The following is a 25,842-nucleotide window of genomic DNA, read 5'->3' as shown; positions in this document are numbered from 1 at the left end:
CTCACGCCGCCCTCAGCCACGTATAGACCTCGATCGCCTCCCCGACGTCGTCGAACATCTTGGCCTTGCCGCTTTCGACGATCAGGGCGCGATCGCAATAGTCCGAGACCATGTCCATGACGTGCGTGGCCATAAGGAAGGCCCGGTGCGCGCGGTGTTCGAACAGCTGTTCGCGGCACTTGCGCTGGAAACGGGCGTCGCCGACGGCCACCACCTCGTCCACCAGATAGCAGTCGAACTCGATCGCCAGGGAGAGCCCGAACGCCAGGCGCGCGCGCATGCCTGACGAATACTGCTTGACTTGACCGGCTGACGCAGCGCGACCCGGCCGAGTTCGGCGAAGTCGTCCACCCGCGCCAGGGCTTCCTTGAAATCCCGGCCGTAGAGGCGCGACAGAAAGCGAATATTGTCCAGGCCCGACAGGCTGCCCTGAAAGCCGCCGCCGAAGCCGATCGGCCACGACGGGCTCATGAGCCAGTCGATGCGTCCCGCCGAGGGCCGATCCACCCCGCCCAGCATTCGGATCAGGGTCGACTTGCCCTGGCCGTTTCGCCCCAGGACAGCCATCCGCCCATCCCGCTTCAGCGAGAAGTTCAGCCCCGAGAACAGCGGCCGATGCGCCCCGTGGTAGGTCCGGGCCAGGTCGGTGACGACCAGCCCGACATCAGCCTCGACAGGCAGGGCGGACATCAGGTTTGTCTGTGCTCGCGCACGCCGGTCCAGATCAGCCAGCCGATGGCGTAAACCAGCAGCAGGCTGACGAACACCGTCAGGATCGCGCGCCAGCGGTTGGGGGCCGTGGCCTTTTCCGGCAGGCTCGGATTGACGATGCGCTCCAGGTAGAGCTTCTGCCGACGAGCTTCCTGTTCCGCGCTGATCTGGGCAGCGGTGGCCTGCGCCAGTTCCTCGCTGGCCAGTTCGCGCTGCGCGACCAGCTCCTCATAGGTCCCCAGCTTGGACGCCAGCGAATCCGACGCGCCGGCCAGCTTGGCCCGTTCGGCCTCGATCTGGCGCTCGAAGGCGTTGATGCGGCTGTCGATGGCGGCCAGTTGCGGGCTGGCCGGCGCCTCGGCGGCGATCTGGGCTCGTTCGGCCCGCAGGTTCGCCACCGTGGTCAGCAGCGAACTGATCAGGCCCGCGCCCTGGCTGGCGCTGCTCTCGGGATCGACGAACTGCTCGCGGTTGCGGAAGGCGGTGAGCTGCTGCTGGGTCGACGCCAGCCGCGTGCGGGCCTCGGAGGTCGCCAGCCGGGCCTGAGAGACGGCGTCCTGCGCCTGGCGGTCGTTCAGCCGGTTCACCAGCCCCTCGCCGTTGCGCAGCATGGCCTCGTTGATCTGCTGGGCCGCGCGCGGATCGAAGGCCTCGACCCGCAGCACGCTGATCCCCGTCGAGGCGTCATGACCGACGGTCACGAGCCGGTTCAGGCCCTTTTCCAGGCTCTCCGCCGACCGCCCTTCCCAGAAACGCGGCCAGCCGTTGAAGACGTCCAGACCGCGCGGGTGCAGAAGTTCGGCGAAGTTGAACCGGGCTTCAAGCGCATCGACGCCGTCGCGCGAGGTGATGTAGTCGTGCACGGCGTAGGCGTCGTTGGACGCCGTCAGGCCGACGCCCTGCAGCGCCAGGCCCAGACCGGTCGCCTGGGGTCTGCTGTCCGCCGCCGCCCGGACGACGAAACGCGATTCCGAAACGTAGCGGGGCGCGGCGATGAGCAGGTAGTAGATCGCGACCAGCAGGGTCGGCAGCACCACCACGCCCATGAAGACCAGAGGAATGCGTCGACGCAGCGAAGACCGGCGCGGGCCGCTGAGCAGTTCCGGGATCGGCCCGAGATAATTCAGTTTGGTGTCGCTCATGTCAGGTCCGCAAGGCGAAGGGCGGTCGGGCAGGTCGTCGTCATTGCGTCTCTATCCGGTCCCGGGCGCTGGCGATCAGAAGCAGGCCGCCGATGTTCATGATCGCTCCGACCAGGATGGGATAGCCGAAATCATAGTGGGTTTCGACGAACTCGCCGAACACCCCGGCGCGGATCATCTCGATGGGGTGGGTGAAGGGCACCTTCAGATAAAGGTCCTGATATTGCGGCGGCAGCCAGGCGACCATCACGAACGCCCCCGAGATCGGTATAAGAAGGTAACTGATCAGGGTTACGAATCTCTCAAAGAACTCATAGCGCATCGCGATGCCGGCCAGGATCAAGGCGAACCCGGCGCCGGTCCAGCCCAGGATCACATAGCCCGTGTAAAGCAGCAGATAGTCGTGCGGCAGCCCGACCTCGCCGATGGCGAACAGGATGGCGTAAACGATGAAAAGGCCGTCCCGCCCCCTAGAATCTCCAGCAAGATGCGAGAGGTGAAGATGTGGATCGGCGTGATCTGTCGATGGTACAAAAGGCCGATGTTGGCCTGCACCGCCCCGCTCATGTACGAGATCAGGTGCCGCAGCAGGATCAGCGACATATAGGCCGTCATCACGAACGGGGCCAATCGCACGCCATGCTCATAGGCCGGCTTGGTGAAGCTCCACAGGATCATCACGCCGAAGCAGAACACCAGCGGCTCGGCGATCAGCCAGGCGAAGCCCAGCCCTTCACGCCCGAAGCGGGTCACCATCTCCCGCTTCATCAAGGCCGACACGATGGTGGCGTTTCGAGTGAAAAAGGCGACCATTCTCTCGCGTGCGGAAGGATGCGGGCGCCGTTCTCGGCCGGGATGTCTTGTCCGGTCATGCGCTCGAAGACCGGTCCGGGTCAAGGGCAAGCTCAGCCGACGGCGACCCCGACCTTGGCGTACAGATCGCGCAGCCGCGCCTGATAGGCCTGCGGCGTGAAGCGGGCGGCCTGGGCCAGGCCGCGCCCTTCGAAATCGGCCCGCATCGCCTCGTCCGCGTCCAGCGCCTGGATGCCGCGCGTGATGGCCTGGACGTCATAGGGATCGACCACCACGGCCGCGTCGCCCGCCACCTCGGGCAGGGATCCGCCCGTCGAGGTCAGCACCGCCGTCGACAGGGCCATGGACTCCAGCACCGGCAGGCCGAAACCCTCGTACAGCGACGGAAACAGCGTGGCCTTGGCGCCGCGGATCAGGCTGATCAGCATGGAGAAGGGCATGTACTCGTACTGCCGGATGCGGTCGGCGCTGGGCCCGCCGTCGCGCTTGACCTGGTTCAGCAGGGCCGTCTCGCCCTCGTCCAGCCAGGCCCGGCCGCCGATGACCACCAGCGGGGTGGTCGAGCCGGACGCCAGATAGGCCTCGACGATGCGGCCCAGGTTCTTCTTCGGCTCAATGGCGCCGAAATGCAGGAAATAGTCCTTCCAGCCCAGGTTGAAGACGCCGGACAGCTCCAGCTCCACCTCCGACTGGCTGCGTGCCGTCAGCTTCTCGGGAATGCTGACCGCCTGATAGGTGTTGGTGACGCGATCTTCCGACACGCCCAGCAGGCGGATGACGTCCTGGCGCGTCGTTTCGGACACCACGGCGATGTGGTCCGCGCGCCGGGCGATGGCGTCGCACATCGCCTTGTACGTGGCCTTGTCGTCCAGGGTGGTGTGCGGCAGCCGCAGCGGGATCAGGTCGTGGATGGTGTAGATATTGGGGACCTTGCGGGCGTAGAGCGGCAAGGTCGCGGTCCATTGCATCACGTCCGGCGCCGGCGCGTCGGCCGAGGCGTCGAAATCCACCGGCGTCTCCTTGCCGTAGGCGGCGAAGGCGCGGTTGCCGTAGCTGAACAGATCCTGCGAGGCCCAGAACCGGTCCGCCGCCGGACGGCCGCCGCCCCGCTCGGGCCAGATCACCTCGCCCGACGGCGTGATCGGATAGGCCTCGCGCCCGAAGCGCGACTTGTAGGTTTCCTGGAAGCGCTGGATCTTGCGCTTTCGGCTCAGCTTCTGGGGGGGACGCTCGGCGTCCGCCAAGGCGGCCTCGTTCAGCACATTGTCGGACCGGCGCGGCGTCGGCGGCCCGTACAGCACCTCGGTCCCCAACCCGATGGCGCGCACGTTCTGCAGCAGGTTGCGGCCATAGGTGGCGATGCCCGAGCCCTTGGCCAGGGCCAGGTTGAAGCCGTCGATGCAGATGGTGGTCATGGGAATCCGTCAGCGCCTTTGAACCGGCATGGACGACGGATGCCCCCTCCCCGTCAAGGCGTGTCGCCTCCGCCCCGCAACCCGGCGCGCCTACGGCCGTTGTCCCGACATGAACGAGACCGAGATCGACGATCGCGGCCTGGGCCCGCAGGACCCGGTCGACCCCGCGGCGGCCCAGCATCACGACGCGTCCCTGTGCCCCGAATGCGAGGGCGCCGGCGCGCTGCCGTCCGGCGAGACCTGCCCCGTATGCGAAGGCACGGGCCGGGCGGTGGGCCGCACCGGCGGGGATGACCCGCCAGTCCAGCGCGTGTCCTACAGGTTCAGCAGCGCCGGGTCGCCGCCCTGGGCCGCGATGTTGACGCTGATCGCCTTTTCGGAGGCATAGCGGATCAGGCTGTTGGGTCCGCCGGCCTTGGGCCCGGTGCCCGACAGGCCCTCGCCACCGAAGGGCTGGACGCCCACCACCGCGCCGGTGATCGAGCGGTTCACATAGACATTGCCGGCCGGGACCAGGGCGATCACCTCCTCGGCGAAGGCGTCGATCCGGCTGTGCACGCCCAGCGTCAGCCCATAGCCGCGCGCCGCCAGCCGCCCGGCCACCGACTTCAGCTCCGACGTATCGTAGCGATAGACGTGCAGGATCGGACCGAACACCTCCTTTTCCAGGAAGTCGGGCGTCGGGATTTCGGCGATGGTCGGGGCGAACAGGTCGCCCTTTTCCGACCCCGCCGGCAGATCGGCGCGGGCCAGCACCTTGGCCTCCCTGGTCAGGCGCTCGACATGGGCCTCCAGCGCCTGACGGGATTCGGCGTCGATCACCGGGCCGATGTCGGTGGCGGGGTCGGACGGATCGCCCACCGTCTGCACCGCCAAAGCGCCCTTCAGCCCCTCGATCAGGGCGTCCGCCGAATCCTTTGGCGCGTAAAGCACCCGCAGGGCCGAGCAGCGCTGGCCGGCCGAGCCGAAGGCCGAGGCGATCACGTCGTCGATGACCTGTTCCTTCAGCGCCGTGGTGTCGATGAACATGCCGTTCAGCCCGCCGGTCTCGGCGATGAAGGGGATGATGGCCCCCGGCCGCGCGGCGATGGCGCGGTTGATGGCGCCGGCCGTGTCGGTGCCGCCGGTGAAGGCCACGCCGTCGATCCCGGCGTGGCTGACGAGCTGGGCCCCGACCGTTTCGCCGCGCCCAGGGACAAGGGCCAGCAGGTCCGCGTCCAGCCCGGCCTTGTGATAAAGCCGCACGGCCTCGGCGGCGATCAGCGGCGTCTGCTCGGCCGGCTTGGCCAGCACCGCATTGCCGGCGGCCAGGGCGGCGGCGATCTGGCCGGTGAAGATGGCCAGGGGGAAGTTCCACGGGCTGATGCAGGCGAAGACGCCGCGGCCGTGCAGGACCAGCTGGTTGGTCTCGCCGGTCGGCCCCTTCAGCGTCTCGGGCGCGGCGAAGTCCCGCTCGGCCAGCAGGGCGTAGTAGCGGCAGAAATCGGCGGCCTCGCGCACCTCGGCCACGCCGTCGTTCAGCGTCTTGCCGGCCTCGCGGCTCAGCAGGGCGACCAGCCGGTCCATCTCGGTTTCCAGGGCGTCCGCCATGGCCCGCAGGACGACGGCGCGCTTGGCGCCGCCCTGGCGATCCCAGTGGATCTGGGCCTTGGCCGCGGCCTCGACGGCGGCGTCGACATCGGCCTCGGTCGCCTCCGACACATGGCCCAGCACCTGGGACCGGTCGAACGGATTGGTCACCGTCTGCGCGTCGACCCCGGCGCGCAGCTTGCCGCCCACGATCGGCCCGGCGGTCAGTTTCTCGCGATCGACGCCCTCCAGGGCGCGCGCGTGCGCCTCGCGGACGGCGGCCTGGGAATAGTCGCGGCCGAGGGAGTTCTGACGATCGCCGTACATGTCTTTCGGAACCGGAATCTTGGGGTGACGGTCGGGCTGCGCCTCGACCAGGGAGATAGGATCGGCCGCCACGGCCGAGGCGGGCACGCGCTCGTCCAGCAGGGCGTGGACGAAGGAGGAGTTGGCGCCGTTTTCCAGCAGGCGGCGCACCAGATAGGGCAGCAGTTCCTCATGGCCGCCGACCGGGGCATAGGCGCGCACGATCACCGTCTCGTCGGACCATTCCTCGATGGCGGCGTCGTACAGGGCCTCGCCCATGCCGTGCAGCCGCTGGTGCTCGATGGTCACGCCGCGATCGCGGACCATGTGGCGCACCGCCGCCAGGGTATGGGCGTTATGGCTGGCGAACTGGGAATAGATCGCAGGCGACGCCTCGATCATGGCCCGGGCGCAGACCAGATAGTTCAGGTCGGTCGCCGCCTTGGTCGTGAAGACCGGATAGTCGGTGCGGCCCGCCACCTGGGCGCGCTTGATCTCGGTGTCCCAATAGGCGCCCTTGACCAGCCGCACCATCAGGCGACGACCGGACCGCCGCGCCAGGTCGGCGACCCGCTGGATCGTCTCCAGGCCGCGCTTCTGATAGGCCTGCACCGCCAGGCCCAGGCCCGTCCAGCCGCCCAGGTCGGGCTCGTGCGCCAACCGGTCGAGCATCTTCAGCGACAGGGCCAGCCGGTCGGCCTCCTCGGCGTCCAGGGTGAAGTTGATGTCGTGGCGCGCCGCGATCAGGGCCAGCCGCTTCACGCGCGGATACAGGGTGGCCCACACCGCCGCCTCAAGCGCCGGCTCGTAGCGCGGCGACAGGGCCGACAGCTTGACCGACACGCCGTGGCCATGTTCGGGCCCGCGCCCCGTCGCCGTCCGCCCCACCGCCTCGATGGCGTGGGCGTAGATGGCTTCGTAGCGGTCGGCGTCGGCCGTCGTCCGCGCGCCCTCGCCCAGCATGTCGAAGCTGCACAGCCAGCCTTCGCGGTTCGAGCGCTTCAGCGCCGCCTCGATGGTCCGGCCGACCACGAACTGCTCGCCCATGATCTTGACGGCGGTGGCCACGGCCTGGCGGATCACCGGCTCGCCCAGCCGGCCGGCGACGCGCTTCAGGAACCCCGGCAGGTCGCTGCGGGCCTGGTCGTCGACATCCACCAGCTTGCCCGTCAGCATGAGGCCCCAGGTCGAGGCGTTGACGAACAGGCTGTCGGATCGGCCCAGGTGGGCGGCCCAGTCGGCCGATCCGATCTTTTCGGCGATCAGGCGGTCGCGCGTCTCCTCGTCAGGCACGCGCAGCAGCGCTTCGGCCAGGCACATCAGGGCCAGACCCTCGCGCGTGCCCAGGCCGAACTGCTGCAGGAAGCTCTCGACCACCCCCTGCTTCTTCTGGCTGCGGCGCGCGCCCTCGACCAGGGCGACGGCCTCGGCCGTCACCGCCTCGCGCTCGGCCGGGTCCAGGGGCGCCAGCAGCAGGTTTTCGGCCACCGCCTCGCGTTCGTCGCGGAATTTGTCGCGATCCAGCGCGTCCCATGCGGCCAGGCTCGAAGGCGAAAAGGCGGGCGGCGTCATCGGGGCGTCATGTCCTGTGGATTTCCGCCGTATATTCCTGAGTTCGTGGAATGTGCTTCGTATGATAGGGTCGCTGACCGAAGAACCTTCGGCGAAGTGGCCTGTTTTCCGATGTCCGATATTGACGCCGTCGACCGTCGCCTGTTGCGCGTGCTGCAGACCGACGCGCGCATTTCCAACGCCGAGCTGGCCCGCCGCTGCAACCTGTCGCCCGCCGCCTGTTTCGAGCGGGTCCGGCGTCTGCGCGAGAAGAAGATCATCACCGGCTATGCGGCCATGATCGACCCGTCGCGCGTCGGCCGCGACCTGCTGATCTTCGTCGAGGTGCTTCTGGACCGCACCACCGGCGATGTGTTCGAAGCCTTCGCCGAGGCCGTGCGAAAACAGCCCGAGGTGCTGGAGTGCCACATGGTCGCCGGCGGCTTCGACTATCTGATCAAGGCCCGCGTCGGCGACATGGACGCCTATCGCGCCTTCCTGGGCGACGTTCTGGTGAAGATGCCGGGGGTGCGCGAAACCCGGACCTACGCCGTTCTCGAAGAGGTGAAGTCGACGACGGTGCTGCCGCTCTAGCATCCGTCTCGCCTTCGTCATCCGAACGGTCTAGAAGTTCCGCCCTTCGTTCACGGCTCAGGGTCGCCCTGCCTCCATGCGCATCGTTCTGGCCACCGACGCCTGGGAACCTCAGGTCAACGGCGTCGTCCGCACCCTGACGCGCACGGTCGCGGAATGCCGCGGCATGGGCCACGAGGTCGAGGTCATCGAGCCCAGCCTGTTCAAGACCATTCCCTGCCCCACCTACCCGGAGATTCGGCTGGCCCTGGGCGCCGAGGAAGAGATTCGCGAAATGCTGCGCGCCTTCGAGCCCGAGGCCGTGCATATCGCCACCGAAGGCCCCATCGGCATCGCCACGCGGCGCATCTGCGTGGAATGGAAGCTGCCCTTCACCACCAGCTACCACACGAAATTTCCGGAATACGTCTCGGCCCGGTTCCCGATCCCGGTCCAGGTCGGCTACGCCTACATGAAGTGGTTCCACAAGCCGTCAGGCCGGCTGATGGTGGCGACGCCGACGCTGCGCGACGAACTGGTGGAGCACGGCTTCAAGAACGTCTCGCCCTGGTCGCGCGGCGTGGACACCGAACTGTTCAATCCCGACCTGCCGCGCATCTTCGAAGAGATGGGAGGCAAGGACTGGCCCCGGCCCTTCTTCCTCAACGTCGGCCGCGTCGCCGTGGAGAAGAACATCGAGGCCTTCCTGGAGCTGGACCTGCCCGGCACCAAGATCATCGTCGGCGACGGCCCCGCCCGCGCCGAGCTTCAGGATAAATATCCCGAGGCCAAGTTCCTGGGCGCGAAGTTCGGCGAGGATCTGGCCCGCTGCTTCCGCGACGCCGACGTCTTCGTCTTCCCCAGCTGGACCGACACCTTCGGCCTGGTGATCCTGGAGGCGATGGCCGCCGGCACGCCGGTCGCCGCCTATCCGGCGCACGGCCCGATCGACATCATCCCCGGATCGAACGCAGGGGCCATCGACAAGGACCTGAAGACCGCCTGCCTGGCGTGCCTGGAGCTGGATCGAAAGGACGTGCGCGCCTACGCCGAGAAGTTCAGCTGGCGCGCCTCGGCCGAACAGTTCGTCGAGAACCTCCAGCCCTATCCCGAACCGGAACGCGGCCGCTTCTGGCGCCGCCTGCGCCGCATCGCCCGCATCCGCAAACGCGCCGCCGCGGCCTGATCTGAACCAAAATCGGCGTCGCTCGCTTCCTTCCTCGCCCGCTGCTGGAGGACGGCTTGCCCCGCTACTATTTCCACACCGAAAACGGCGATCGCATTCGCGACGATCAGGGTGAAGAACTGGCCGGCGTCGAGGCCGCGCGCGAGGAGGCGGTCACGGTCCTGGGTGAAATCCTGCGCTATCGCGGCGCCAGCTTCTGGGACACCGGCTCGTTCAGCGTGATCGTCACCGACGACGGCGGCCGCACGGTGGTGCGCGTAACCGCCGCGGCCTCCGAGGAGCCGCAGCAAGGCGCGCCCGCGTCGGAGGCGGGTCGATGAACGCGCCCGTGGCGGAAGCCAGGGTGGCCAATCTGGTCGAGAAACTGTCGCTGCGCGACGCCCTGTCCCCCGAGGAGGTCGTCGCCCTGGAGACCGTGCTCGGCCCCAGCCGCACCATCCCCGCCGGCGCCGACATCGTGCGCGAACACAGCCACCCCTTGCAGAGCACCCTGCTGATCTCCGGCTTCTCGGCGCGCTATTCGACCCTCAAGGACGGGGGTCGCCAGATCACCGAGATCAACATCTCGGGCGACTTCATCGACCTTCACAGCCTGCTGATGAAGCAGATGGACCACGGCGTGCTGGCCCTGACCGACTGCGTGATCGCCAGCACCCCCCACGCCCGGCTGATCGAATTGACCGAGCGCCATCCGCACCTGGCGCGGCTGCTGTGGCTGGACACCATCATCGACGCCGCCATCCACCGCCAGTGGCTGGTCGCGATGGGTCGGCGCAGCGGCCTGAGCCACCTGGCGCACCTGGTGTGCGAGCTCTATCTGCGCCTGCGCGCGGCGGGCCAGGCGGGCGACATGACGTTCGACCTGCCGCTGACCCAGACCGTTCTGGGCGACGCCCTGGGCCTGTCGACCGTCCACGTCAGCCGCCTGATCACCGAATTGCGCGGCGAGGGCGTGGTCAACTGGTCGGGCCGGCGCGTGGAGATCCTGGACTGGCACCGGCTGGCCGAAATCGCCGAATTCGACGCCACCTACCTGCGCCTCAGCAACGAACCCGTCTGAAGGCTTAACCCATGTTATCGCGCCCGCGCCCGGATCGGCGTCGAGCGGGATCATGAACATTCCCGACATCGCCTCCACGCTGTTGTCGCACCTCGCCGTGCGGGGCGTGGCCGCCCAGGACCTGAACGGCTCTCCGGGTCGACCGGCCGCGGCTCCGGACGGGCCGCCCGCCGTCCTTCTGGTGCTCGAGGGCGTCCTGGCGCGACAACGGGCGGGGTCGGCGGTGTCCATGGGTCTGGCGGGACCGGGGCAGGCGGTCGGGCTGGAAGGCCCGGCCGACGGGGCGGTCTGGCTGACGCCGGGTCGCGCGGCCCGCGTGTCGATGCGCGACGTCCTGTCGATCGAGCCCGGCCTGCTGGCCCAGCTTCGGATGGCGGATCTGGAGGCAAAGGCCGTCGCCCTGCGCCAGGAGGTGCTGCGTCACGCCCGGCTGACCCTGGTCCAGCGGCTGGCCGCCCTGCTGTGCTGTACGACGTCCATCAAAGCGGCGGCCAGAAAAAGGTGGCGCTGCGTCAGAGCGACCTGGCCGACCTGCTGCACGTGCGGCGCGCCGGGGTGTCGACCGCCGCCGCCGCGCTTCGGGCGGCCGGCGCGGTGCGTCTGCATCGCGGCGGGATCGAGGTCGCCGATGTCGCGACCCTGGCGAGCGCCTCCGGCCTCACTCCACCGTGACGGACTTGGCCAGGTTGCGGGGCTGGTCGACGTCGGTCCCCTTCTGCACGGCGGTGTAATAGGCCAAAAGCTGCACCGGGACCGCATAGACCAGCGGCGCGATCAGCGGATGGCAGTCCGGCGCATGAATCCGGCGGATGCCGGCGCCGTGGGGATCGGGCGCCTTTTCCGGAGCGATCATGATGACGGGCCCGCCGCGCGCGGCCACCTCCTGCAGGTTCGACGCGGTCTTTTCGAACACCTCGTCCAGCGGGGCCAGGGCGATGGTCGGGGTCGCCTCGTCGATCAGGGCGATCGGGCCGTGCTTCAGCTCGCCGGCGGCGTATCCCTCGGCGTGGATATAGCTGATCTCCTTCAGCTTCAGCGCGCCCTCCATGGCCAGGGGGAACATGGCGCCCCGGCCCAGGAACAGCACGTCGTCGGCCTTGGCCAGGTCCTGCGTCACGGCCCGGATGGAGCCGTCCATCCGCAGCGCCTCGGCGATCAGGCGCGGGCTTTCGAACAGGGCCTTGACCAGTTCGGCCTCGGTCGCGGCGTCGATCCGCCCGCGCGCCACGCCCGCCGCCACCGCCAAGGCCAGCAAGGCGGCCACCTGGGCGGTGAAGGCCTTGGTCGAGGCCACGCCGATCTCGGGCCCGGCGTGGGTCGGCCACAGCACCTCGGCCTCGCGCGCCATCGACGAGGAATGGACGTTGACCACGGCCGCCGTCTTCAACCCTCGCGCCTTGCACCAGGTCAGGCTGGCCAGGGTGTCGGCGGTCTCGCCCGACTGGCTGACGGCGACCGCCAGGGTCGATTTCGACACCGCCGGCGAGCGGTAGCGGAACTCCGACGCGATCTCGACGTCGCAGGGCAGGCCCGCCAGCTTCTCGAAGGCGTAGCGGCCGATCTGGCCGGCGTAGAAGGCGGTGCCGCAGGCCACGATCTGGATGCGTTCGACGGCGGCGAAATCGACGGCGTTGGTCTTGGCCGCGCCGGTCACCAGGTCGAGGTATTCCGACAGGGTGTGCTGGACGCTGTCGGGCTGTTCATGGATCTCCTTTTCCATGAAGTGGCGGTACTCGCCCTTCTCGACCATGGCCGAGGACGCCGACACCTGCACGACGGGGCGCTCGACGGCGGCGCCCGAGGCGTCGAACATCCGCGCGCCCGCCTTGGTCACGGCGACATAGTCGCCCTCTTCCAGATAGCTGATCTTCTGGGTGAACGGCCCGACCGCCAGGGCGTCGGAGCCCAGATACATCTCGTCCTCGCCCCATCCGGCGACCAGCGGGCTGCCGCGCCGCGCGCCCAGGATCAGGTCGTCCTCGCCGTCGATCAGCACCGCCAGCGCATAGGCCCCGGTCAGCCGGTCCAGCACCGCCTTGAACGCCTCCAGCGGCGCGCGGCCGGTCTTCAGCTCGGCGTCCAGCAGATGGGCGATGACCTCGGTGTCGGTCTGGCTCTCGAACACATGGCCCTCGGCCGCCAGCTCGGCCTTCAGCTCGGCGAAGTTCTCGATGATGCCGTTGTGGACCAGGGTGACGCGCCCGGCCTTGTGCGGGTGGGCGTTGGCCGTCGTCGGGGCGCCGTGGGTGGCCCAGCGGGTGTGGCCGATGCCGACCGTGGCGTTCAGCGGATCGGCGGCCAGCACGGCTTCCAGATTGCGGATCTTGCCCTGGGCGCGACGGCGCTCGACGTGGCCGTTCACCACCGCCGCGACGCCGGCGGAATCATAGCCCCGGTATTCCAGCCGCTTCAGGCTGTCGATCAGCCGGGGAACGACCGGCCCGTTGCCGGTGACGCCGATGATGCCGCACATGCCGCGAACTCCGCCTTTGGGGGAACAGGAAGCGCCGCTTTGCACTGGCGGCGAACAGGGACTAAGCCACGCTAGCGATGCCCCAACGGCCGTCTATGCAATCTTAAGGCGGGCCGCATCAAAATTGGGGTTTCGGAACGTTACCCGAGACTGAGGACCACCGCGTGGGCGACAGAAAATACTTCGGCACCGACGGCATTCGCGGCCGCGCCAACGTCCATCCGATGACCGCCGAGGTGGCGCTGCGCGTCGGCCTGGCCGCGGGCAAGCTGTTCAACACCGGCGACGACCGCCGCCACCTGGTGGTGATCGGCAAGGACACCCGCCTGTCGGGCTATACGATCGAGCCGGCCCTGGTCGCCGGCTTCGCCTCGGTGGGCATGGACGTGCGCACCTTCGGCCCCGTGCCGACGCCGGGCGTGGCCATGCTGACCCGCTCGATGCGCGCGGACCTGGGCGTCATGATCTCGGCCTCGCACAACGACTACGCCGACAACGGGATCAAGCTGTTCGGCCCGGACGGCTACAAGCTGTCCGACGAGATCGAGTTGAAGATCGAAGCCATGATGGACGACGGCCTGGACAAGGGGCTGGCGCCGTCGGACCGGCTGGGCCGGGTCAAGCGCATCGACGACGCCCAGGCGCGCTATATCGAAATCGCCAAACAGGCCTTCCCCCGCCGCCTCAGCCTGAAGGGCCTGCGCATCGCGGTCGATTGCGCCAACGGCGCCGGCTACAAGGTCGCCCCCACCACCCTGTTCGAACTCGGCGCCGAGGTCTGCGCCGTGGGCGTGTCGCCCGACGGGCTGAACATCAACGCCGAATGCGGCTCGACCCATCCGGCGACCCTGGCCGAGGCGGTGAAGCGCTACCGGGCCGACATCGGCATCGCCCTGGACGGCGACGCCGACCGGTTGATCATCTGCGACGAGAAGGGCCAGGTCGTGGACGGCGACCAGATCATGGCCCTGGTCGGCCTGGACTGGGCCCGGCGCGGCATCCTGACCGGCGGGGGCGTGGTCGCCACCGTCATGTCCAACCTGGGTCTTGAGCGCCGGCTGACGGCCGAGGGCCTGACGCTTGAGCGCACCAAGGTCGGCGACCGCTACGTCATGGAGCGGATGCGCGAGGGCGGCTTCAACATCGGCGGCGAACAATCCGGCCACATTATCCTGCACGACCACGCCACCACCGGCGACGGCCTGATGGCGGCGCTTCAGGTCCTGGCCGTTCTGGTCGACTCCGGCAAGCCGATGAGCGAACTGGCCCGCCAGTTCGACCCGGTGCCGCAGCGCCTGGAGAACGTCCGCTACAGCGCCGAAAAACCGCTGGAGAGCGAGGCCGTCAAGGCCGCCATCCGCCAGGCCGAGACGGCCCTGGACGGCCAGGGCCGCCTTCTGGTCCGCCCCTCCGGCACCGAAAAGCTGATCCGTGTCATGGCCGAGGGCGACGACGAGGCCCTGGTGCGCCAGGTCGTCTCCGACGTCTCGGCCGCGGTGCGGCGCCGGCTAGCGGGTCGTCCGGTTGCCCGACATCCGGTTGCCGCGCGCGCCGTCGCCGTCGTCGGCGCTGGACCCGAACGGCCAGCCGGCGTCGTCGCCGCAATAGCGCCGCCGCCCCTCGCGCGCGCCCACCACGACCGTGCGCGGCCTCAGCCACGCCGCGCCGGAAAAGACATTGTCCGTGATCTGATTGTAGGACGGCGTCTGGTGTCGGATCACCCCGTCCTCGCCGCAGTTGCGATAGAGGAATATCCCGCCCTGGCCGTGCAGGGCGAAGCGGTTGTCGACGATGCGGTTGGCCCCGGACCCGTCCACCGCGATCTGCTCGCGTCCGGTGCGGATGGCGAAGACGTTGCCCCGTATCTCCGCCCCCGCGCTCTCGGCGTCCAGATAGATGGCCGTCGAGGTCGACCGGCCCGCGAAGGTCGAGCCCGTCACCGTGGTGCGCGTCACGCCCGGCCCGACATAGAGGGGAATGGTCCCCGTCGCCTCGAACCGCACCCGCTCGATCCGCACCTGGGTCGGCGCGGCGGCCTGGGCGGCGCGCGTGTGACCGGGCGTGCGCGACGAGGCCAGAAGGTCGCGCATCGATCCACCCGCGCCCATGCCCCAGATGCGGATGTTGCCCGCCACCCGGCAGTCGCGCACCGTCACGCCGGACGGGCGGCTCCAGCCCGCGCCGTCGCGCCGCGACCAGACGGCGATCGTGGGAACCCGCGTCGTCGCCTCGTCCGGGCCCTCGATCCGGCCGCCGCCGCAGTCCAGCGCCGCGCCCGAGGCCTCCGCGCCCTCGATCAGCACCGGCCGGCGCACGTCGCGCCCCGCCAGCGCGGCCCGGCACAGCAGGCGATACGGCTCTGCCGACCGCTGCGTCAGCGCGTCCATCTCGGCCGTCGAGCAGGGCCGCGCCGCCGGGGGCCCGGCCTGGATCGCCAGCGCGGCCAGCAGCGCCAGCATGGTCAGGGCAGCGGCGTCGCCAGCGCCGCACGCTCGGCCGCGCAGCCGGGGCTGGTCCGGCCGGAGGCGCGCGCGGCGGCCAGTTCGGCGCGAGCCGCCGGCGCGTCCTCGGCGAAGGCCGGCGCGGCCGTGATCTCGGCCGCGACCGCGCGCCCGAGGGCCTCTCCAGCCGCCACGTCGCTGGGATAGTGCATGGCGCAGATCAGCCGGCTGATCCCGATCTCGCGGCCGATGCGCCGCGCCGCCTCGGCCCGCCCGGGCTCCAGCGCCGCGAAGGTCTCGGCGTAGGCCGTGCCGACCGCAGCGCTTCCGGACGGATAGGAGGCGCTGTCGCGGGCGGCCGCGTCTAGCCTCTGGCAGGCCCGGCGCTCGGGATCGTCGCCGACCGGCCGCGGCCGCGTCGCTCGCGCCTTCGCCAACTCCGCCACGGCGTTGGCGTCATGAAAGGCGCGCGCCATGATCCGGTCCAAGGCGGGGGTTTCGGCCGACCCCAGCCGCACCCCCAGGGCGCAATCGAAATGCTGCAGCGCCAGCGGCGGACGCAGTTCGGCGTGGGCCGTCGCCAGCAGCCAGCGGTCGCTGTCCTCCAGCGCCGCATAGCGCGCCGAGGCCGCCTTGTCGGCCCGGTCGGTCGCCGACCCGGGCGCGGGCGGCGGCGGGACCGCCTGGGCCAGCCGCGCCAGGTCGGCTGGCGCCAGATAGCCCGTGTCGCTGTCCAGAAAGACGGGCGGATGCGAAGCGCCGGGCGCGCAGGCCGCCAGCAGCAGCGCCGCCAGGGCGCTGGCCCCGGCCGCCCCCTCACCGGCCCTCGCTCCAGCTCAGCTGCACCGAGGTGCTGCCCTCGGCCGGGGCGGCGACGACCGACAGCTTGGCGCCGTCGGGTTCCCCGTCGGCGGCGCCGTAGGCCCGCGCGTCCCCCTGGTTCATGCCCATGACCGGCCTCAGACCGGCCTGGGCGGCGCGGTCGCGATAGTAGGCGATGACTTCGTCCGGCGTGGCGGTGGTCTCGAACGTCACCAGTCCGCCCTGCCCAGCGTCCCCGGGGCGATCACGGCCGGCGTGTCGGCCGTGGCGCCCGGATACAGGGCGGCGAAGGGGGCGCGCCCGGCGCCGCCGGCTCGGCCTCGCCCAGAGCCGCCATCGAAGTCGGGGCGTCGGCCGGGGTCTGGGCCGGCGCAGGCTGCGACGCCTCGACCTCCAGCGCGGACGTCTCCGACGCGGTCTCGGCCGGCTGCTCGGTTCGGTCGCACCCGGCCAGGCCGAGAACCAGGAAAGCGGCCGAGGCCGCCAGTCGTCGCATCATCGAGGGCACATCTCAGGCGCAGGATCGAAGCGCCACCGTGGCGCCTCCGTATGGCGGCGGCAAGGCGAAGGGATCACGTCTCTTCGCGCCCGCCCTCTTCGGCATCACTGTCCGCGTCACTGTCCGCATCGCCCAGGGCCTCCCCTTCCTCGGCCAGGGCGTGGTTGATGCGGGCCGAATCCGGATCGTCGTCCGACCCGCTGGCCGACCCGCCCCGCAGCGACCCGGCGCGGGTGTCGGAGCCGGAGTCCGTGCCGTCCAGCGCCTCGATCAAGGCGTCGGCGCGATGGCCCAGGTCCGGCTTCTCGCCCATGTCGGCCGCCTCTCGGGCGTCGCCGCCGTCAGCGGTCCTTGGCGGGAAGGGCTTGGGGGCTGGTCGGTCATGGCGCGCTCCTTCGCTACGGCAGAGTCAAAGCCGCAGCTTCGGTTGCGGTTCCCCTTGATCCGTCGCCCCGCGTCCCGATCTAGACGTCATGATCCCGTTCTCAGTCCTCGACCTGTCCCCCATCGTCGAAGGCGGCGACGCCCGGCGCGCCCTCGACGAGACCCTGTCCCTGGCCCAGGCGGCCGACCGCCTGGGCTATGAGCGGTTCTGGCTGGCCGAACACCACAACATGCCCGGCATCGCCAGCGCGGCCACCGCGATCGTGATCGGTCATGTGGCGGCGGGGACCGCACGCATCCGTGTCGGCTCGGGCGGCGTCATGCTGCCCAACCACGCGCCCCTGGTCGTGGCCGAACAGTTCGGAACGCTGGAGACGCTGTTTCCCGGCCGCATCGACCTGGGCCTGGGCCGCGCGCCCGGCACGGACGGGGCGACCGCCCGCGCCCTGCGCCGCTATTTCGACGCCGCGGACCAGTTTCCCCGCGACGTGGCCGAACTGATCCACTGGTTCGAGCCGGAAACGCCCGGGCAAGCCGTCCGCGCCGTCCCCGGCGCCGGCCTGCGCGTGCCGATCTGGCTGCTGGGCTCCAGCCTGTTCAGCGCCCAGCTGGCCGGACAGCTGGGCCTGCCCTACGCCTTCGCCAGCCATTTCGCCCCCGAACTGCTGCTGGAGGCCCTGGCCCTCTACCGGCGATCGTTCGAACCTTCGGACCGGCTGGACAAGCCTTACGCCATGGCCGCCGTCAACGTCTTCGCCGCCGACACCGACGAAGAAGGCGTGCGCCTGTCCACCTCCATGCAGCAGAGCTTCGCGCGCCTGACGACGGGCAAGCCCGGCAAGCTGCCGCCGCCCGTCGACGACATCGCCTCCGTCCTGACGCCCCAGCAGATCGCGGGCGCGCAAAGCCGGCTGCTCTATTCCGCCGTCGGCGGTCCCGACACGGTGCGCCGCAAGCTGGCCGATTTCATCGCCCTGACCGGCGTGGACGAGCTGATGGTCACGGGCATGATGCACGACAACGCCGCCCGCATCCGCAGCCTCGAGATCGTCGCCGACGCCCGCGCGACCCTGGACGCGGCCGACGCCGCCTAGAGCCCCGACAGGAAATCCAGCAGCAGGGCGTTCACCTCGGCCGCCCGTTCCTGCTGGATCCAGTGACCGGCGCCGGGCAGCACCTCCATCCGGGTCAGGTTCGGAACCCAGTCCTTCAGCGTCGCTTCCTGCCGCCCGGCGTAGCGACGCACGGGATCGTTCTCGCCGACCATGAACAGGGCGGGCGCGACGATCTTCTGGTCCTGCAGGAAGGCGGTCAGGGTCCAGTTCAGGTCCAGCGCCCGATACCAGTTCAGCGGCCCGTCGAAACCGCCGGCCGAGAAGGCGTCGACGTAGTCCCGGAAATGATCCGCACCCATCCACGGCGGCAGGCTGGCCCCGTCGTCGATGCTGTCCAGCAGGCTGACGCCTTGCGGCATGAAGCCGGTCGAGCGCCGCTCCGCCGGGGTCGCCCCGTCGTAGGCGAAGAACAGCTTCCTCAGCGTCGTCGCCGGATCGGCCTCCAGGGCCTTGTGCGCATCCGGCGCCTGGAAGCGGTTGATGTAGAGTTCGCCCTGCCCCGCCTTCCTGGTCATAGCGGCCATGACGGGGGTGGGCGGCCCGCCGGGGCGGCGCGGCTGGAACGGCACCGACAGCCCCGCCACGGCGGTGAACACGTCCGGCCTCAGCAGCGCGCAATGCCAGGCCACCGGCGCGCCCCAGTCATGCCCGGCCACGACGCAGGCGTCGGCACCCAGCGCCCGTACCAGATCGACCATGTCCCCGACGAGGCTCAGGATCGAATAGGCCGCGACGCCTTCCGGCTTTTCGGTCCCGCCAAAGCCGCGCATGTCGGGCGCCACGGCCCGATAGCCCGCCGCCGCCAGCGCCTCGACCTGGGCGCGCCAGCTGACGCCCAGTTCTGGAAAGCCGTGGATCAGCAACACCAGCGGCCCGTCGCCCGCCTCCAGCACCTGTTGGATCAGGCCGTCGGTCTTGATATGGCGCGACTGCATCTTTCCCCCTGCGGCAGGCATTAGAACGCGCATGACCCGCCTCGTCACCTTCGCGGACGGTACGACCGTCCCCGCCCTCGGCCAAGGGACCTGGGAGATCGGCGACGATCCCGCCCGCCGCGACGCCGAGCAACAGGCCCTGGCCCGCGGCCTGGACCTGGGCCTGACCCTGATCGACACCGCCGAACTGTACGGCGACGGCCGCTCCGAGCGGCTGGTGGGCGAGGTGATCGCTGGACGCCGCGACGAGGTTTTCCTGGTCTCCAAGGTCCGACCCGAAAACGCTTCCGAAATGAAGATGATGCTGTCCTGCGAGCGATCGCTGGAGCGTCTGGGGACGGACCGCCTCGACCTCTATCTGCTGCACTGGGAAGGGCGCGTACCCCTGGAAGAGACGGTCGCCGCCTTCCAGGAACTGGTCGACGAGGGGATGATCGCCCGCTGGGGCGTGTCGAACCTGGACCTCGCGACCATGCGCCGGCTGGAGGCGCTGGACGACGGCGACCACTGCGCCGCCAACCAGCTGCTCTACAACCTGGGTTCGCGCGGGGTGGAGTTCGACCTGCTGCCTTGGATGCAGGCGCGCGACATGCCGATGATGGCCTATTCGCCGCTGGGACGCGGCGGCCTGCTGGAGCACCCGCTGATCGTCGACATCGCCAACCGCCACGACGCCTCGCCGGCCCAGGTCGCCCTGGCCGCCGTCCTGCGTCACGACGGCGTCATCGCCATTCCCAAGGCGTCGTCGGTCGAACACGTCGAGGCGAACGCGGACGCGCTGGACGTCCAGTTCGACGCCGAGGATCTGGAACGTCTGGACCACGCCTTCCCGCCGCCCACGCACGAGACGCCGCTGGATATCATCTGACGTTCGCGCGAACCGCCGCCTCATCCCGTCACGCTCGGGCTTGACCCGAGGATGACAGAAAGCAAGAGGGGCCGGGATCACTCCCAGCCCCTTCGTTTTTCAGGCTCAGCCGCCGATCACGCCGCCTTCTTCTCCGGCGCGAACTTGCCGTAGAAGGTCTCATTCTTGGCCGCCATGTCGCGCAGCAGCTGAGGGACCTTGAACCGGTCGCCGTAGGTCTGGGCCAGCCGGTCCGCCGTCTCGACGAACTTGCCCAGGCCAATGCCGTCGATGAAGCTGATCGGACCGCCGGTCCAGGGCGCGAAGCCCCAGCCCAGGATGGCGCCCAGGTCCGCCTCACGCGGGTCGTCGATGACGCCTTCTTCCCAGCAGCGGGCGACCTCGACGGCCTGGCGATATAGAAGCCGCGTCTTCAGCTCGTCGATCTGGGCGAAGGCGCCGGGCTCTTCCGGCCCTTCGATGGCCTTGGTCACGGGCGCCAGTTCGGCCAGGCCCTTCCAGATCGTCTTGGGCTTGCTGTCGTAGTCGTAGAAGCCCTTGCCGTTCTTGCGGCCGAAGCGCCCGCCCTCGACCATCCTGGCGACGATGTCCTCGCCCTCGGTCGGCACGTATTTGTCGCCCAGGTCCTCGCGGGTCTGTTTGGCGATCTTGTAGGACAGGTCCAGGGCGACGTCGTCGTGCATCTCCAGCGGGCCGCGCGGCATGCCGGTCATGCGGCCGACGTTGTCGATCAGCGCCGGCGCCCAACCCTCCTCCAGCATCGCCATGCCCTCCATCAGGAAGGTGGAGAAGCAGCGCGAGGTGTAGAAGCCGCGGCTGTCGTTGACGACGATCGGCGTCTTCTTGATCTTCAGGACGTAGTCCAGCGCCTTGGCGATCGCCGCCTCGCCGGTCTTTTCGCCCAGGATGATCTCGACCAGCATCATCTTGTCGACGGGCGAGAAGAAGTGGATGCCGATGAAGTCCTCGGGCCGCACGCTGGCCTCGGCCAGGCCGGTGATCGGCAGGGTCGAGGTGTTGGAGCCGAACACCGCGCCCTCGGCCAGCTGCGCCTCGGCGCGCTTGGTCACGTCAGCTTTGATCTCGCGGTTCTCGAACACCGCCTCGATCACCAGGTCCGAGCCCTTGATCAGGTCGTAGTCGGTCGTCGCCGTGACCAGGGCCAGGGTGGCGTCGTACTTCTCCTGGGTCATCTGGCCGCGCGACAGCCGCTTCTTCAGCAGTTCCTCGACATGGGCCTTGCCCTTGTCGGCGGCCTCCTGGTCGCGGTCGATCAGCACCGTCTCGATGCCGGCCATGGCCTGAACATAGGCCACGCCCGCGCCCATCATGCCGGCGCCCAGGACGGTGACCTTCTTCGGATCGGACTTGGGCACGCCGGCGGGACGCACCGCGCCCTTGTCCAGCTCCTGCTTGGACAGGAACAGGCTGCGGATCATGGCCTGGGCCTGCGGCGTCATCAGGGTCTTGATGAAATAGCGGGTCTCGATGCGCAGGGCCGCGTCCATCGGAACCTGGGTTCCCTCATAGACGGCCTTCATCAGGTTCAGCACGGCCGGATAGTTGCCGTAGGACTGCTTGCGCAGCATGGCGTTGCCGACCATGAAGTTCTGGATGCCGGCCGGGTGATAGGGGCCGCCGCCGGGAAGCTTGAACGACTTGTCGTCCCACGGCTGGACGGCCTTGCCGCCGTTCCTGATCCAGGCCTTGGCGGCCTCGACCGACTGGCCCTTCTCGACCACCTCATGAACAATGCCGGCGCCCTTGGCGTCGTTGGGGCGGAAGGACTTGCCCTCGCTCATGGCCATCATGGCGGCCTGGACGCCGATCAGGCGCGTCAGGCGCTGGGTGCCGCCGCCGCCGGGGAACAGGCCGACCTTGATCTCGGGCAGGCCCAGCTGGATCTTGTTGTCGTTCTCGACCACCCGGTAGTGGGTCGCCAGGGTGAACTCCAGCCCGCCGCCCAGGGCCAGGCCGTTGATCGCGGCCGCGATCGGCTTGCCCGAGGTTTCCAGCGCGCGGAAGGCGCCGTTCAGCGCCCAGCCGGCGTCGAACGCCTTCTGCAGGTCGCCGCCGCCCGACAGCACGCCGCCGGCCATGTCGCCCAGGTCGGCGCCGGCGCAGAAGCCCGACGCCTTGCCCGAGGTGATGACCGCGCCCTTGATGGCCTCGTCGGTCTTGATGCGTTCGACCAGCTCGGGGATTTCCTTCATCACCGAGGAGGTCAGGGTGTTCATCGACCGGCCCGGCACGTCGAAGACGACCAGGGCGATCCCGTCGGCGTCGACGTCGATCTTGAAGTTTTCCATGTTCATTCGCTCCCGGATCAGACGCGTTCGATGACGGTGGCGGTGCCCATGCCGCCGCCGATGCACAGGGTGATCAGGGCGGTCGACTTGTCCGAGCGCTCCAGCTCGTCCAGCACCGTGCCCAGGATCATGGCGCCCGTGGCGCCCAGCGGGTGGCCCATGGCGATGGCGCCGCCGTTCACGTTCATCTTGTCATGCGGGATGTCCATGGCCTGCATGTAGCGCAGCACCACGGCGGCGAAGGCCTCGTTCAGCTCCCACAGGTCGATGTCGGCCGTGGTCATGCCCAGCTTGTTCAGCAGCTTGCGCGAGACGTACTCCGGCCCCGTCAGCATGATCGACGGCTCGGACCCGATCGAGGCGCCGCCGCGAATCTTGGCGCGCGGCTTCAGGCCCAGGGCCTGGCCGGCCTCCAGCGTGCCGATCAGGACGCCGGCCGAACCGTCGACGATGCCGGACGAATTGCCGGGCGTGTGGACGTGGTTGACGCGCTCGACCTCGGGGTAGCGTTGGTTGATCACGCTGTCGAAGGCCATTTCGCCCATCATGGCGAACGAGGGGTTCAGACCGCCCAGGGTCTGCATGTCCGTGTTCGGACGAATGGTCTCGTCATGGTCCAGGATGGTCAGGCCCAGCTGGTCCTTGACCGCCAGGACCGAGTTCTTGAACCGGCCCTCGGCCCAGGCCTTGGCCGCGCGCTTGTGGCTCTCGACCGAATAGGCGTCCACGTCGTCGCGGCTGAAGCCGTATTTCGTGGCGATCATGTCCGCCGACACGCCCTGCGGCACGAAATAGGTCGGGAAGGCCGAGGACGGGTCGGTCGGCCAGGCGCCCATGTCCGAACCCATCGGCACGCGGCTCATGACCTCGACGCCGCCGCCGACGGCGAAGTCGGCCTCGCCGGACTTCACCTTGGCCGTGGCCATGTTCACCGCTTCCAGGCCCGAGGCGCAGAAGCGGTTGATCTGAACGCCCGCCGTGTCCTGCGACCAGCCGGCCGACAGCACCGCCGTCCGGGCGATGTCGGCGCCCAGTTCGCCCACCGGCGTCACGCAGCCCAGGATGACGTCGTCGACCTTGGACGTGTCCAGGTCGTTGCGGTCGCGCAGGGCCTGCAACACCTGGGTCGCCAGGCTGAGACCGGTGATCTCGTGCAGCGAGCCGTCCTTCTTGCCCTTGCCGCGCGGGGTGCGAACGGCGTCGTAGATATAGGCGTCAGCCATCAGGCCTCTCCTCTTTCGGACCCTGGGAAGGTGGGTCAAGGCGTTGAGGCCAAGAACCCTACGTTTACGTCAACGTCAAGTAATAAGCCGCGTGAGCGGACGCCAGGGGGCAAGGGCTCCTTGGGCTGAACGCGCGGGCCCGCCTCCGGTGGCGCCGATACGGCGCCGCATCGAGAAGACCGGCGTTCATCTTGCTTGGCGATTGAAACGCCCGCCGACGCGCGGGCTTTGAGGCGCGACCTTCGGGAAGACGTCCGCGCCCAGCGAAAAGGCAGGGGCGCGCGAGGCCAGGTCCGCGCGCCCGGCCGGCCGTCAGTTCAGTCGGCTGGCCCCGCCGGTGATGCGGCAGGCGTAATCGCGCGCCGGCTCGCCGCTCTGCGATCCCGTGGGCTGAAGAATGCCGCCGCGTTCCGTGCACTGGGCGTCAAGCCGATCCAGGTCGGCCTGATAGCGGTTGGGACCGTCGGTGGTGGCGCAGCCGGCGACCAGAGGCAGGGCCAGAACGGCAAGCGAAATCATCACGCGCATTGGCGTACTCCTTCAAACAGCCCCTTGCAGCGGAGACTAGCGCGCGACGGCCAACCTGACCAGCTTGCCGTCGTCCTCGTCGGTGATCGCCCATACCGCCCCGTCTGGCCCGATCGCCACGTCGCGCACCCGCTCGCCCAGGTCGGTCAGCAGCCGTTCCTCGCCGACGACACGGTCGTTCTCGATGACCAGCCGGGCGATGTGCTTTTCCTTCAGCGCGGCGACCAGCAGGTTCCCGTCCCATCCCGGGAACATCGCCCCCTCGTAGAAGACCGCGCCGCCCGGCGCGATGACCGGGTCCCAGTAATAGACCGGCTGTTCGGAGCCGTCCTTTCGGGTGGCGCCGCCGTTGATCGCCCCGCCGGCGTATTCGACCCCATAGGCGGCGTCGGGCCAGCCGTAGTTCATGCCCGCGCGATCCAGGTTGACCTCGTCGCCGCCGCGCGTGCCGTGCTCGATGGTCCAGATCGCCCCTGTGCCCGGCTGGACGGCGATCCCCTGGACGTTGCGGTGGCCCAGGCTCCAGATTTCGGGCCGCGCGCCGTCCCGGCCGACGAAGGGATTGTCCTGGGGGACCGAGCCGTTGGCGTTGATGCGGATGGTCTTGCCCATGTGCGAGCCCAGGTCCTGGGCCTGGGGCCGCATCGGCCTGTCGGACCGTTCGCCCAGGGTCACGAACAGCTTGCCGTCCGGCGCAAAGGCCAGGGAGGAGCCGAAATGCTTGTCGCCGTCATAGGTCGGCAGGGCGCGGAAGATGACCTGGACGTCCTCCACGCGGCCGCCGTCCTGCGACAGGCGACCCCGCGCGACCGAGGTGGCGTTGCCGCCCTCGCGAGGCTCGGCGTAGCTCCAGTAGATCATCCGGTCCTGACCGAAGCTTGGCCCCACGATCACGTCCAGAAGCCCCCCTGGCCCCGCGCATCGACCGGCGGCAGCCCCTGGATCGGCGGCCCGACCCGACCCTGGGCCGTGACGATCCGCATCCGGCCCGGCTTTTCGGTCACCAGCCAGTTTCCGTCGGGCAGCAGGGCCAGCCCCCAGGGGTGCTCCAGCCCGGACGCGACCACCGTGTGCGCCAGCGCCTGTTCGGTGCGGACCCCCGGCGCGCGCGTCTGGCCGGCGAAGGCGGGCTCCTGCCCGACGCCGTTGGCGGGCCGGGTCTCGAGCGGCGCCCCGGCCGGCGCGTCCTGCCTCGCCTCGCCGTTGGCTCCGCAAGCGGCGGCCAGGACCAACAGGGAGGCGGAAGCGGCGGAAACGATCAGGCGCATGGACAGAGCTCTCCGGAAGGGCGACGCGAACGGTCGCGAAACGACGCCTCGAGCGTTAGCGTTCCGACGACCCGCTGGCCGTGCGCCCGATCGCCGCAGCCTTTCGCATCGGATGACTTGAACCGGGGGCCCGGCGGCGATATAGGCACGCCTCCCTTCGCACCGCCCGTCCGTGCGAAGGGGCGACGGCTGGGTAGCTCAGGTGGTTAGAGCGGTGGATTCATAACCCACAGGTCGGCGGTTCGATCCCGCCCCCAGCCACCACCGCCCCCCTATCGGGGCCGGCGCAACTCCCCCTCCACTTCCGCGTTCAACGGCCAAGCCTAACCTTGACCGGAGATCAGCCATGGGCCTGCGCATCAACACCCTTTTCGCCGCCGCCGTCCTGACCCTGGGCGCCGCCGCCTGCACCGAGGCCGAGCAGGATCGCGCCGAGGTCCACGCCGAGGCCGCGGGCGACAAGGCCCAAGACGCCGCGGCCCAGGCCGGCGAAGTGATCGAGGCGGGCGCCATGAAGGCCGCCCAGGCCGTGGAGACCGGCGCGGGCAAGGTCGCGGGCGAACTGGAGGAGAACCAGTCCGAGGCCGCCGCCGAGGGCCGCCCCGGCGCCATCGACCCGGCCACGGACCAGCGCGTCCCCGCGCACTGACG

At 69.6% G+C, this 25,842-nt stretch carries 24 protein-coding genes, 1 tRNA gene and 2 pseudogenes; 11 read left to right on the top strand and 16 right to left on the bottom strand.

Translation table 11 applies throughout. The features are described from left to right. Position 1: 1 nt before the first annotated feature. The 6 genes from MU852_RS11180 to putA form a co-directional block, all read right to left on the bottom strand. Positions 2-280, bottom strand: coding sequence for a hypothetical protein (locus MU852_RS11180; protein WP_249752001.1), 279 nt, complete (start codon positions 278-280; stop codon positions 2-4). A gap of 409 nt (positions 281-689) precedes the next feature. Then, complete coding sequence (locus MU852_RS11170; RefSeq protein WP_249749643.1) at positions 690-1,853, bottom strand: KpsE/RkpR family capsule polysaccharide export protein; 1,164 nt, start codon at positions 1,851-1,853, stop codon at positions 690-692. A 40-nt stretch (positions 1,854-1,893) separates the two neighbouring features. Beyond that, positions 1,894-2,229: a hypothetical protein gene (locus MU852_RS11165; protein ID WP_347342297.1), complete on the bottom strand. Its 336-nt coding sequence runs from the start codon at positions 2,227-2,229 to the stop codon at positions 1,894-1,896. Further along, positions 2,226-2,666: a hypothetical protein gene (locus tag MU852_RS11160; RefSeq protein WP_249749642.1), complete on the bottom strand. Its 441-nt coding sequence runs from the start codon at positions 2,664-2,666 to the stop codon at positions 2,226-2,228. The genes MU852_RS11165 and MU852_RS11160 overlap by 4 nt, the downstream gene beginning before the upstream one ends. Positions 2,667-2,758: 92 nt before the next feature. After that, complete coding sequence (locus MU852_RS11155; RefSeq protein WP_249749641.1) at positions 2,759-4,081, bottom strand: glycosyltransferase family 4 protein; 1,323 nt, start codon at positions 4,079-4,081, stop codon at positions 2,759-2,761. 315 nt (positions 4,082-4,396) lie between these two features. Continuing rightward, complete coding sequence (gene putA / locus MU852_RS11150) at positions 4,397-7,528, bottom strand: bifunctional proline dehydrogenase/L-glutamate gamma-semialdehyde dehydrogenase PutA (protein ID WP_249749640.1); 3,132 nt, start codon at positions 7,526-7,528, stop codon at positions 4,397-4,399. A 111-nt stretch (positions 7,529-7,639) separates the two neighbouring features. Here putA and MU852_RS11145 point away from each other — a divergent pair, with 111 nt between their 5' ends. From MU852_RS11145 to MU852_RS11125, 5 genes are all read left to right on the top strand, one after another. Further along, positions 7,640-8,101, top strand: a complete 462-nt coding sequence (locus tag MU852_RS11145; protein ID WP_249749639.1) for an Lrp/AsnC ligand binding domain-containing protein — start codon at positions 7,640-7,642, stop codon at positions 8,099-8,101. Positions 8,102-8,177: 76 nt separating this feature from the next. Next, on the top strand, positions 8,178-9,266 hold the full coding sequence (locus MU852_RS11140; protein ID WP_249749638.1) for a glycosyltransferase family 4 protein: 1,089 nt from the start codon (positions 8,178-8,180) through the stop codon (positions 9,264-9,266). A gap of 56 nt (positions 9,267-9,322) precedes the next feature. Next, the gene (locus tag MU852_RS11135; RefSeq protein ID WP_249749637.1) at positions 9,323-9,586 is read left to right on the top strand and encodes a DUF6894 family protein; all 264 of its coding nucleotides are present in this window, start codon (positions 9,323-9,325) and stop codon (positions 9,584-9,586) included. Next, positions 9,583-10,326, top strand: coding sequence for a Crp/Fnr family transcriptional regulator (locus MU852_RS11130; protein WP_249749636.1), 744 nt, complete (start codon positions 9,583-9,585; stop codon positions 10,324-10,326). Before MU852_RS11135 ends, MU852_RS11130 begins: the two co-directional genes overlap by 4 nt. Positions 10,327-10,788: 462 nt before the next feature. Further along, positions 10,789-10,998: a helix-turn-helix domain-containing protein gene (locus MU852_RS11125; RefSeq protein WP_249749635.1), complete on the top strand. Its 210-nt coding sequence runs from the start codon at positions 10,789-10,791 to the stop codon at positions 10,996-10,998. Here the strand turns inward: MU852_RS11125 and glmS are convergent. After that, the gene (glmS, locus tag MU852_RS11120) at positions 10,985-12,799 is read right to left on the bottom strand and encodes a glutamine--fructose-6-phosphate transaminase (isomerizing) (protein WP_249749634.1); all 1,815 of its coding nucleotides are present in this window, start codon (positions 12,797-12,799) and stop codon (positions 10,985-10,987) included. The two genes, MU852_RS11125 and glmS, sit on opposite strands and share 14 nt — an antisense overlap. Before the next feature lie 164 nt (positions 12,800-12,963). On the opposite strand from glmS, the pseudogene glmM reads away from it, so the two are divergent. Beyond that, positions 12,964-14,301 (top strand): annotated as a pseudogene (gene glmM / locus MU852_RS11115) (phosphoglucosamine mutase); the annotation flags it as partial. Positions 14,302-15,260: 959 nt separating this feature from the next. Here the strand turns inward: glmM and MU852_RS11105 are convergent. Next, a complete protein-coding gene (locus MU852_RS11105) occupies positions 15,261-15,716 on the bottom strand; it encodes a phosphatase PAP2 family protein (protein WP_249749633.1) in 456 nt (151 codons plus the stop codon). Here MU852_RS11105 and MU852_RS11100 point away from each other — a divergent pair. Next, positions 15,715-15,858 (top strand): hypothetical protein, encoded by a 144-nt coding sequence (locus MU852_RS11100; protein ID WP_249749632.1) that lies wholly within the window; start codon positions 15,715-15,717, stop codon positions 15,856-15,858. The two genes, MU852_RS11105 and MU852_RS11100, sit on opposite strands and share 2 nt — an antisense overlap. A 198-nt stretch (positions 15,859-16,056) precedes the next feature. On the opposite strand, the gene MU852_RS11095 is transcribed toward MU852_RS11100, so the two are convergent. From MU852_RS11095 to MU852_RS11085, 3 genes are all read right to left on the bottom strand, one after another. Further along, complete coding sequence (locus MU852_RS11095) at positions 16,057-16,275, bottom strand: hypothetical protein (RefSeq protein WP_249749631.1); 219 nt, start codon at positions 16,273-16,275, stop codon at positions 16,057-16,059. A 31-nt stretch (positions 16,276-16,306) separates the two neighbouring features. Beyond that, positions 16,307-16,561 (bottom strand): hypothetical protein, encoded by a 255-nt coding sequence (locus tag MU852_RS11090; RefSeq protein ID WP_249749630.1) that lies wholly within the window; start codon positions 16,559-16,561, stop codon positions 16,307-16,309. Between the two features lie 73 nt (positions 16,562-16,634). Next, the gene (locus MU852_RS11085) at positions 16,635-16,874 is read right to left on the bottom strand and encodes a ribonuclease (RefSeq protein WP_249749629.1); all 240 of its coding nucleotides are present in this window, start codon (positions 16,872-16,874) and stop codon (positions 16,635-16,637) included. 160 nt (positions 16,875-17,034) lie between these two features. Here MU852_RS11085 and MU852_RS11080 point away from each other — a divergent pair, with 160 nt between their 5' ends. Continuing rightward, positions 17,035-18,039, top strand: coding sequence for an LLM class flavin-dependent oxidoreductase (locus tag MU852_RS11080; RefSeq protein ID WP_249749628.1), 1,005 nt, complete (start codon positions 17,035-17,037; stop codon positions 18,037-18,039). Here the strand turns inward: MU852_RS11080 and MU852_RS11075 are convergent. Further along, positions 18,036-18,995: an alpha/beta fold hydrolase gene (locus MU852_RS11075; RefSeq protein ID WP_249749627.1), complete on the bottom strand. Its 960-nt coding sequence runs from the start codon at positions 18,993-18,995 to the stop codon at positions 18,036-18,038. The genes MU852_RS11080 and MU852_RS11075 overlap by 4 nt on opposite strands. 31 nt (positions 18,996-19,026) lie before the next feature. On the opposite strand from MU852_RS11075, the gene MU852_RS11070 reads away from it, so the two are divergent. Then, positions 19,027-19,863 (top strand): aldo/keto reductase, encoded by an 837-nt coding sequence (locus MU852_RS11070; protein WP_249749626.1) that lies wholly within the window; start codon positions 19,027-19,029, stop codon positions 19,861-19,863. A 116-nt stretch (positions 19,864-19,979) separates the two neighbouring features. Here MU852_RS11070 and MU852_RS11065 read toward each other — a convergent pair whose 3' ends face one another. From MU852_RS11065 to MU852_RS11050, 4 genes and pseudogenes are all read right to left on the bottom strand, one after another. Then, complete coding sequence (locus MU852_RS11065) at positions 19,980-22,172, bottom strand: 3-hydroxyacyl-CoA dehydrogenase NAD-binding domain-containing protein (RefSeq protein ID WP_249751931.1); 2,193 nt, start codon at positions 22,170-22,172, stop codon at positions 19,980-19,982. 17 nt (positions 22,173-22,189) lie between these two features. Further along, positions 22,190-23,395: an acetyl-CoA C-acetyltransferase gene (locus MU852_RS11060; protein ID WP_249749625.1), complete on the bottom strand. Its 1,206-nt coding sequence runs from the start codon at positions 23,393-23,395 to the stop codon at positions 22,190-22,192. A gap of 312 nt (positions 23,396-23,707) precedes the next feature. Further along, a complete protein-coding gene (locus tag MU852_RS11055) occupies positions 23,708-23,923 on the bottom strand; it encodes a hypothetical protein (protein WP_249749624.1) in 216 nt (71 codons plus the stop codon). Positions 23,924-23,959: 36 nt separating this feature from the next. Then, positions 23,960-25,191: pseudogene (locus tag MU852_RS11050) on the bottom strand (PQQ-dependent sugar dehydrogenase). Positions 25,192-25,378: 187 nt separating this feature from the next. Between MU852_RS11050 and MU852_RS11045 the strand changes: the two are divergent. Together MU852_RS11045 and MU852_RS11040 are read left to right on the top strand one after the other, a co-directional pair. Further along, positions 25,379-25,455, top strand: a tRNA-Met gene (locus MU852_RS11045). Between the two features lie 82 nt (positions 25,456-25,537). Further along, positions 25,538-25,840 (top strand): hypothetical protein, encoded by a 303-nt coding sequence (locus tag MU852_RS11040; RefSeq protein ID WP_249749623.1) that lies wholly within the window; start codon positions 25,538-25,540, stop codon positions 25,838-25,840. The last annotated feature ends 2 nt before the right edge of the window (positions 25,841-25,842 follow it).

Source organism: Brevundimonas albigilva (genome assembly GCF_023503965.1).
Classification (GTDB): Bacteria; Pseudomonadota; Alphaproteobacteria; order Caulobacterales; family Caulobacteraceae; genus Brevundimonas; species Brevundimonas albigilva.
This window is presented reverse-complemented; position numbering and strand designations above follow the sequence as displayed.

What these genes read in the sequence shown, in the direction of transcription:
- MU852_RS11075 (WP_249749627.1), bottom strand. Translation starts at nt 18,995, where the DNA reads ATGCAGTCGCGCCATATCAAGACCGACGGCCTGATCCAACAGGTGCTG.
- MU852_RS11060 (WP_249749625.1), bottom strand. Translation starts at nt 23,395, where the DNA reads ATGGCTGACGCCTATATCTACGACGCCGTTCGCACCCCGCGCGGCAAG.
- putA (WP_249749640.1), bottom strand. Translation starts at nt 7,528, where the DNA reads ATGACGCCGCCCGCCTTTTCGCCTTCGAGCCTGGCCGCATGGGACGCG.
- MU852_RS11160 (WP_249749642.1), bottom strand. Translation starts at nt 2,666, where the DNA reads ATGGTCGCCTTTTTCACTCGAAACGCCACCATCGTGTCGGCCTTGATG.
- MU852_RS11070 (WP_249749626.1), top strand. Translation starts at nt 19,027, where the DNA reads ATGACCCGCCTCGTCACCTTCGCGGACGGTACGACCGTCCCCGCCCTC.
- MU852_RS11055 (WP_249749624.1), bottom strand. Translation starts at nt 23,923, where the DNA reads ATGCGCGTGATGATTTCGCTTGCCGTTCTGGCCCTGCCTCTGGTCGCC.
- MU852_RS11065 (WP_249751931.1), bottom strand. Translation starts at nt 22,172, where the DNA reads ATGGAAAACTTCAAGATCGACGTCGACGCCGACGGGATCGCCCTGGTC.
- MU852_RS11105 (WP_249749633.1), bottom strand. Translation starts at nt 15,716, where the DNA reads ATGGCGCGCGCCTTTCATGACGCCAACGCCGTGGCGGAGTTGGCGAAG.
- MU852_RS11140 (WP_249749638.1), top strand. Translation starts at nt 8,178, where the DNA reads ATGCGCATCGTTCTGGCCACCGACGCCTGGGAACCTCAGGTCAACGGC.
- glmS (WP_249749634.1), bottom strand. Translation starts at nt 12,799, where the DNA reads ATGTGCGGCATCATCGGCGTCACCGGCAACGGGCCGGTCGTTCCCCGG.
- MU852_RS11085 (WP_249749629.1), bottom strand. Translation starts at nt 16,874, where the DNA reads ATGGGCGAGAAGCCGGACCTGGGCCATCGCGCCGACGCCTTGATCGAG.
- MU852_RS11090 (WP_249749630.1), bottom strand. Translation starts at nt 16,561, where the DNA reads ATGATGCGACGACTGGCGGCCTCGGCCGCTTTCCTGGTTCTCGGCCTG.
- MU852_RS11145 (WP_249749639.1), top strand. Translation starts at nt 7,640, where the DNA reads ATGTCCGATATTGACGCCGTCGACCGTCGCCTGTTGCGCGTGCTGCAG.
- MU852_RS11080 (WP_249749628.1), top strand. Translation starts at nt 17,035, where the DNA reads ATGATCCCGTTCTCAGTCCTCGACCTGTCCCCCATCGTCGAAGGCGGC.
- MU852_RS11155 (WP_249749641.1), bottom strand. Translation starts at nt 4,081, where the DNA reads ATGACCACCATCTGCATCGACGGCTTCAACCTGGCCCTGGCCAAGGGC.
- MU852_RS11170 (WP_249749643.1), bottom strand. Translation starts at nt 1,853, where the DNA reads ATGAGCGACACCAAACTGAATTATCTCGGGCCGATCCCGGAACTGCTC.
- MU852_RS11130 (WP_249749636.1), top strand. Translation starts at nt 9,583, where the DNA reads ATGAACGCGCCCGTGGCGGAAGCCAGGGTGGCCAATCTGGTCGAGAAA.
- MU852_RS11100 (WP_249749632.1), top strand. Translation starts at nt 15,715, where the DNA reads ATGATCCGGTCCAAGGCGGGGGTTTCGGCCGACCCCAGCCGCACCCCC.
- MU852_RS11180 (WP_249752001.1), bottom strand. Translation starts at nt 280, where the DNA reads ATGCGCGCGCGCCTGGCGTTCGGGCTCTCCCTGGCGATCGAGTTCGAC.
- MU852_RS11040 (WP_249749623.1), top strand. Translation starts at nt 25,538, where the DNA reads ATGGGCCTGCGCATCAACACCCTTTTCGCCGCCGCCGTCCTGACCCTG.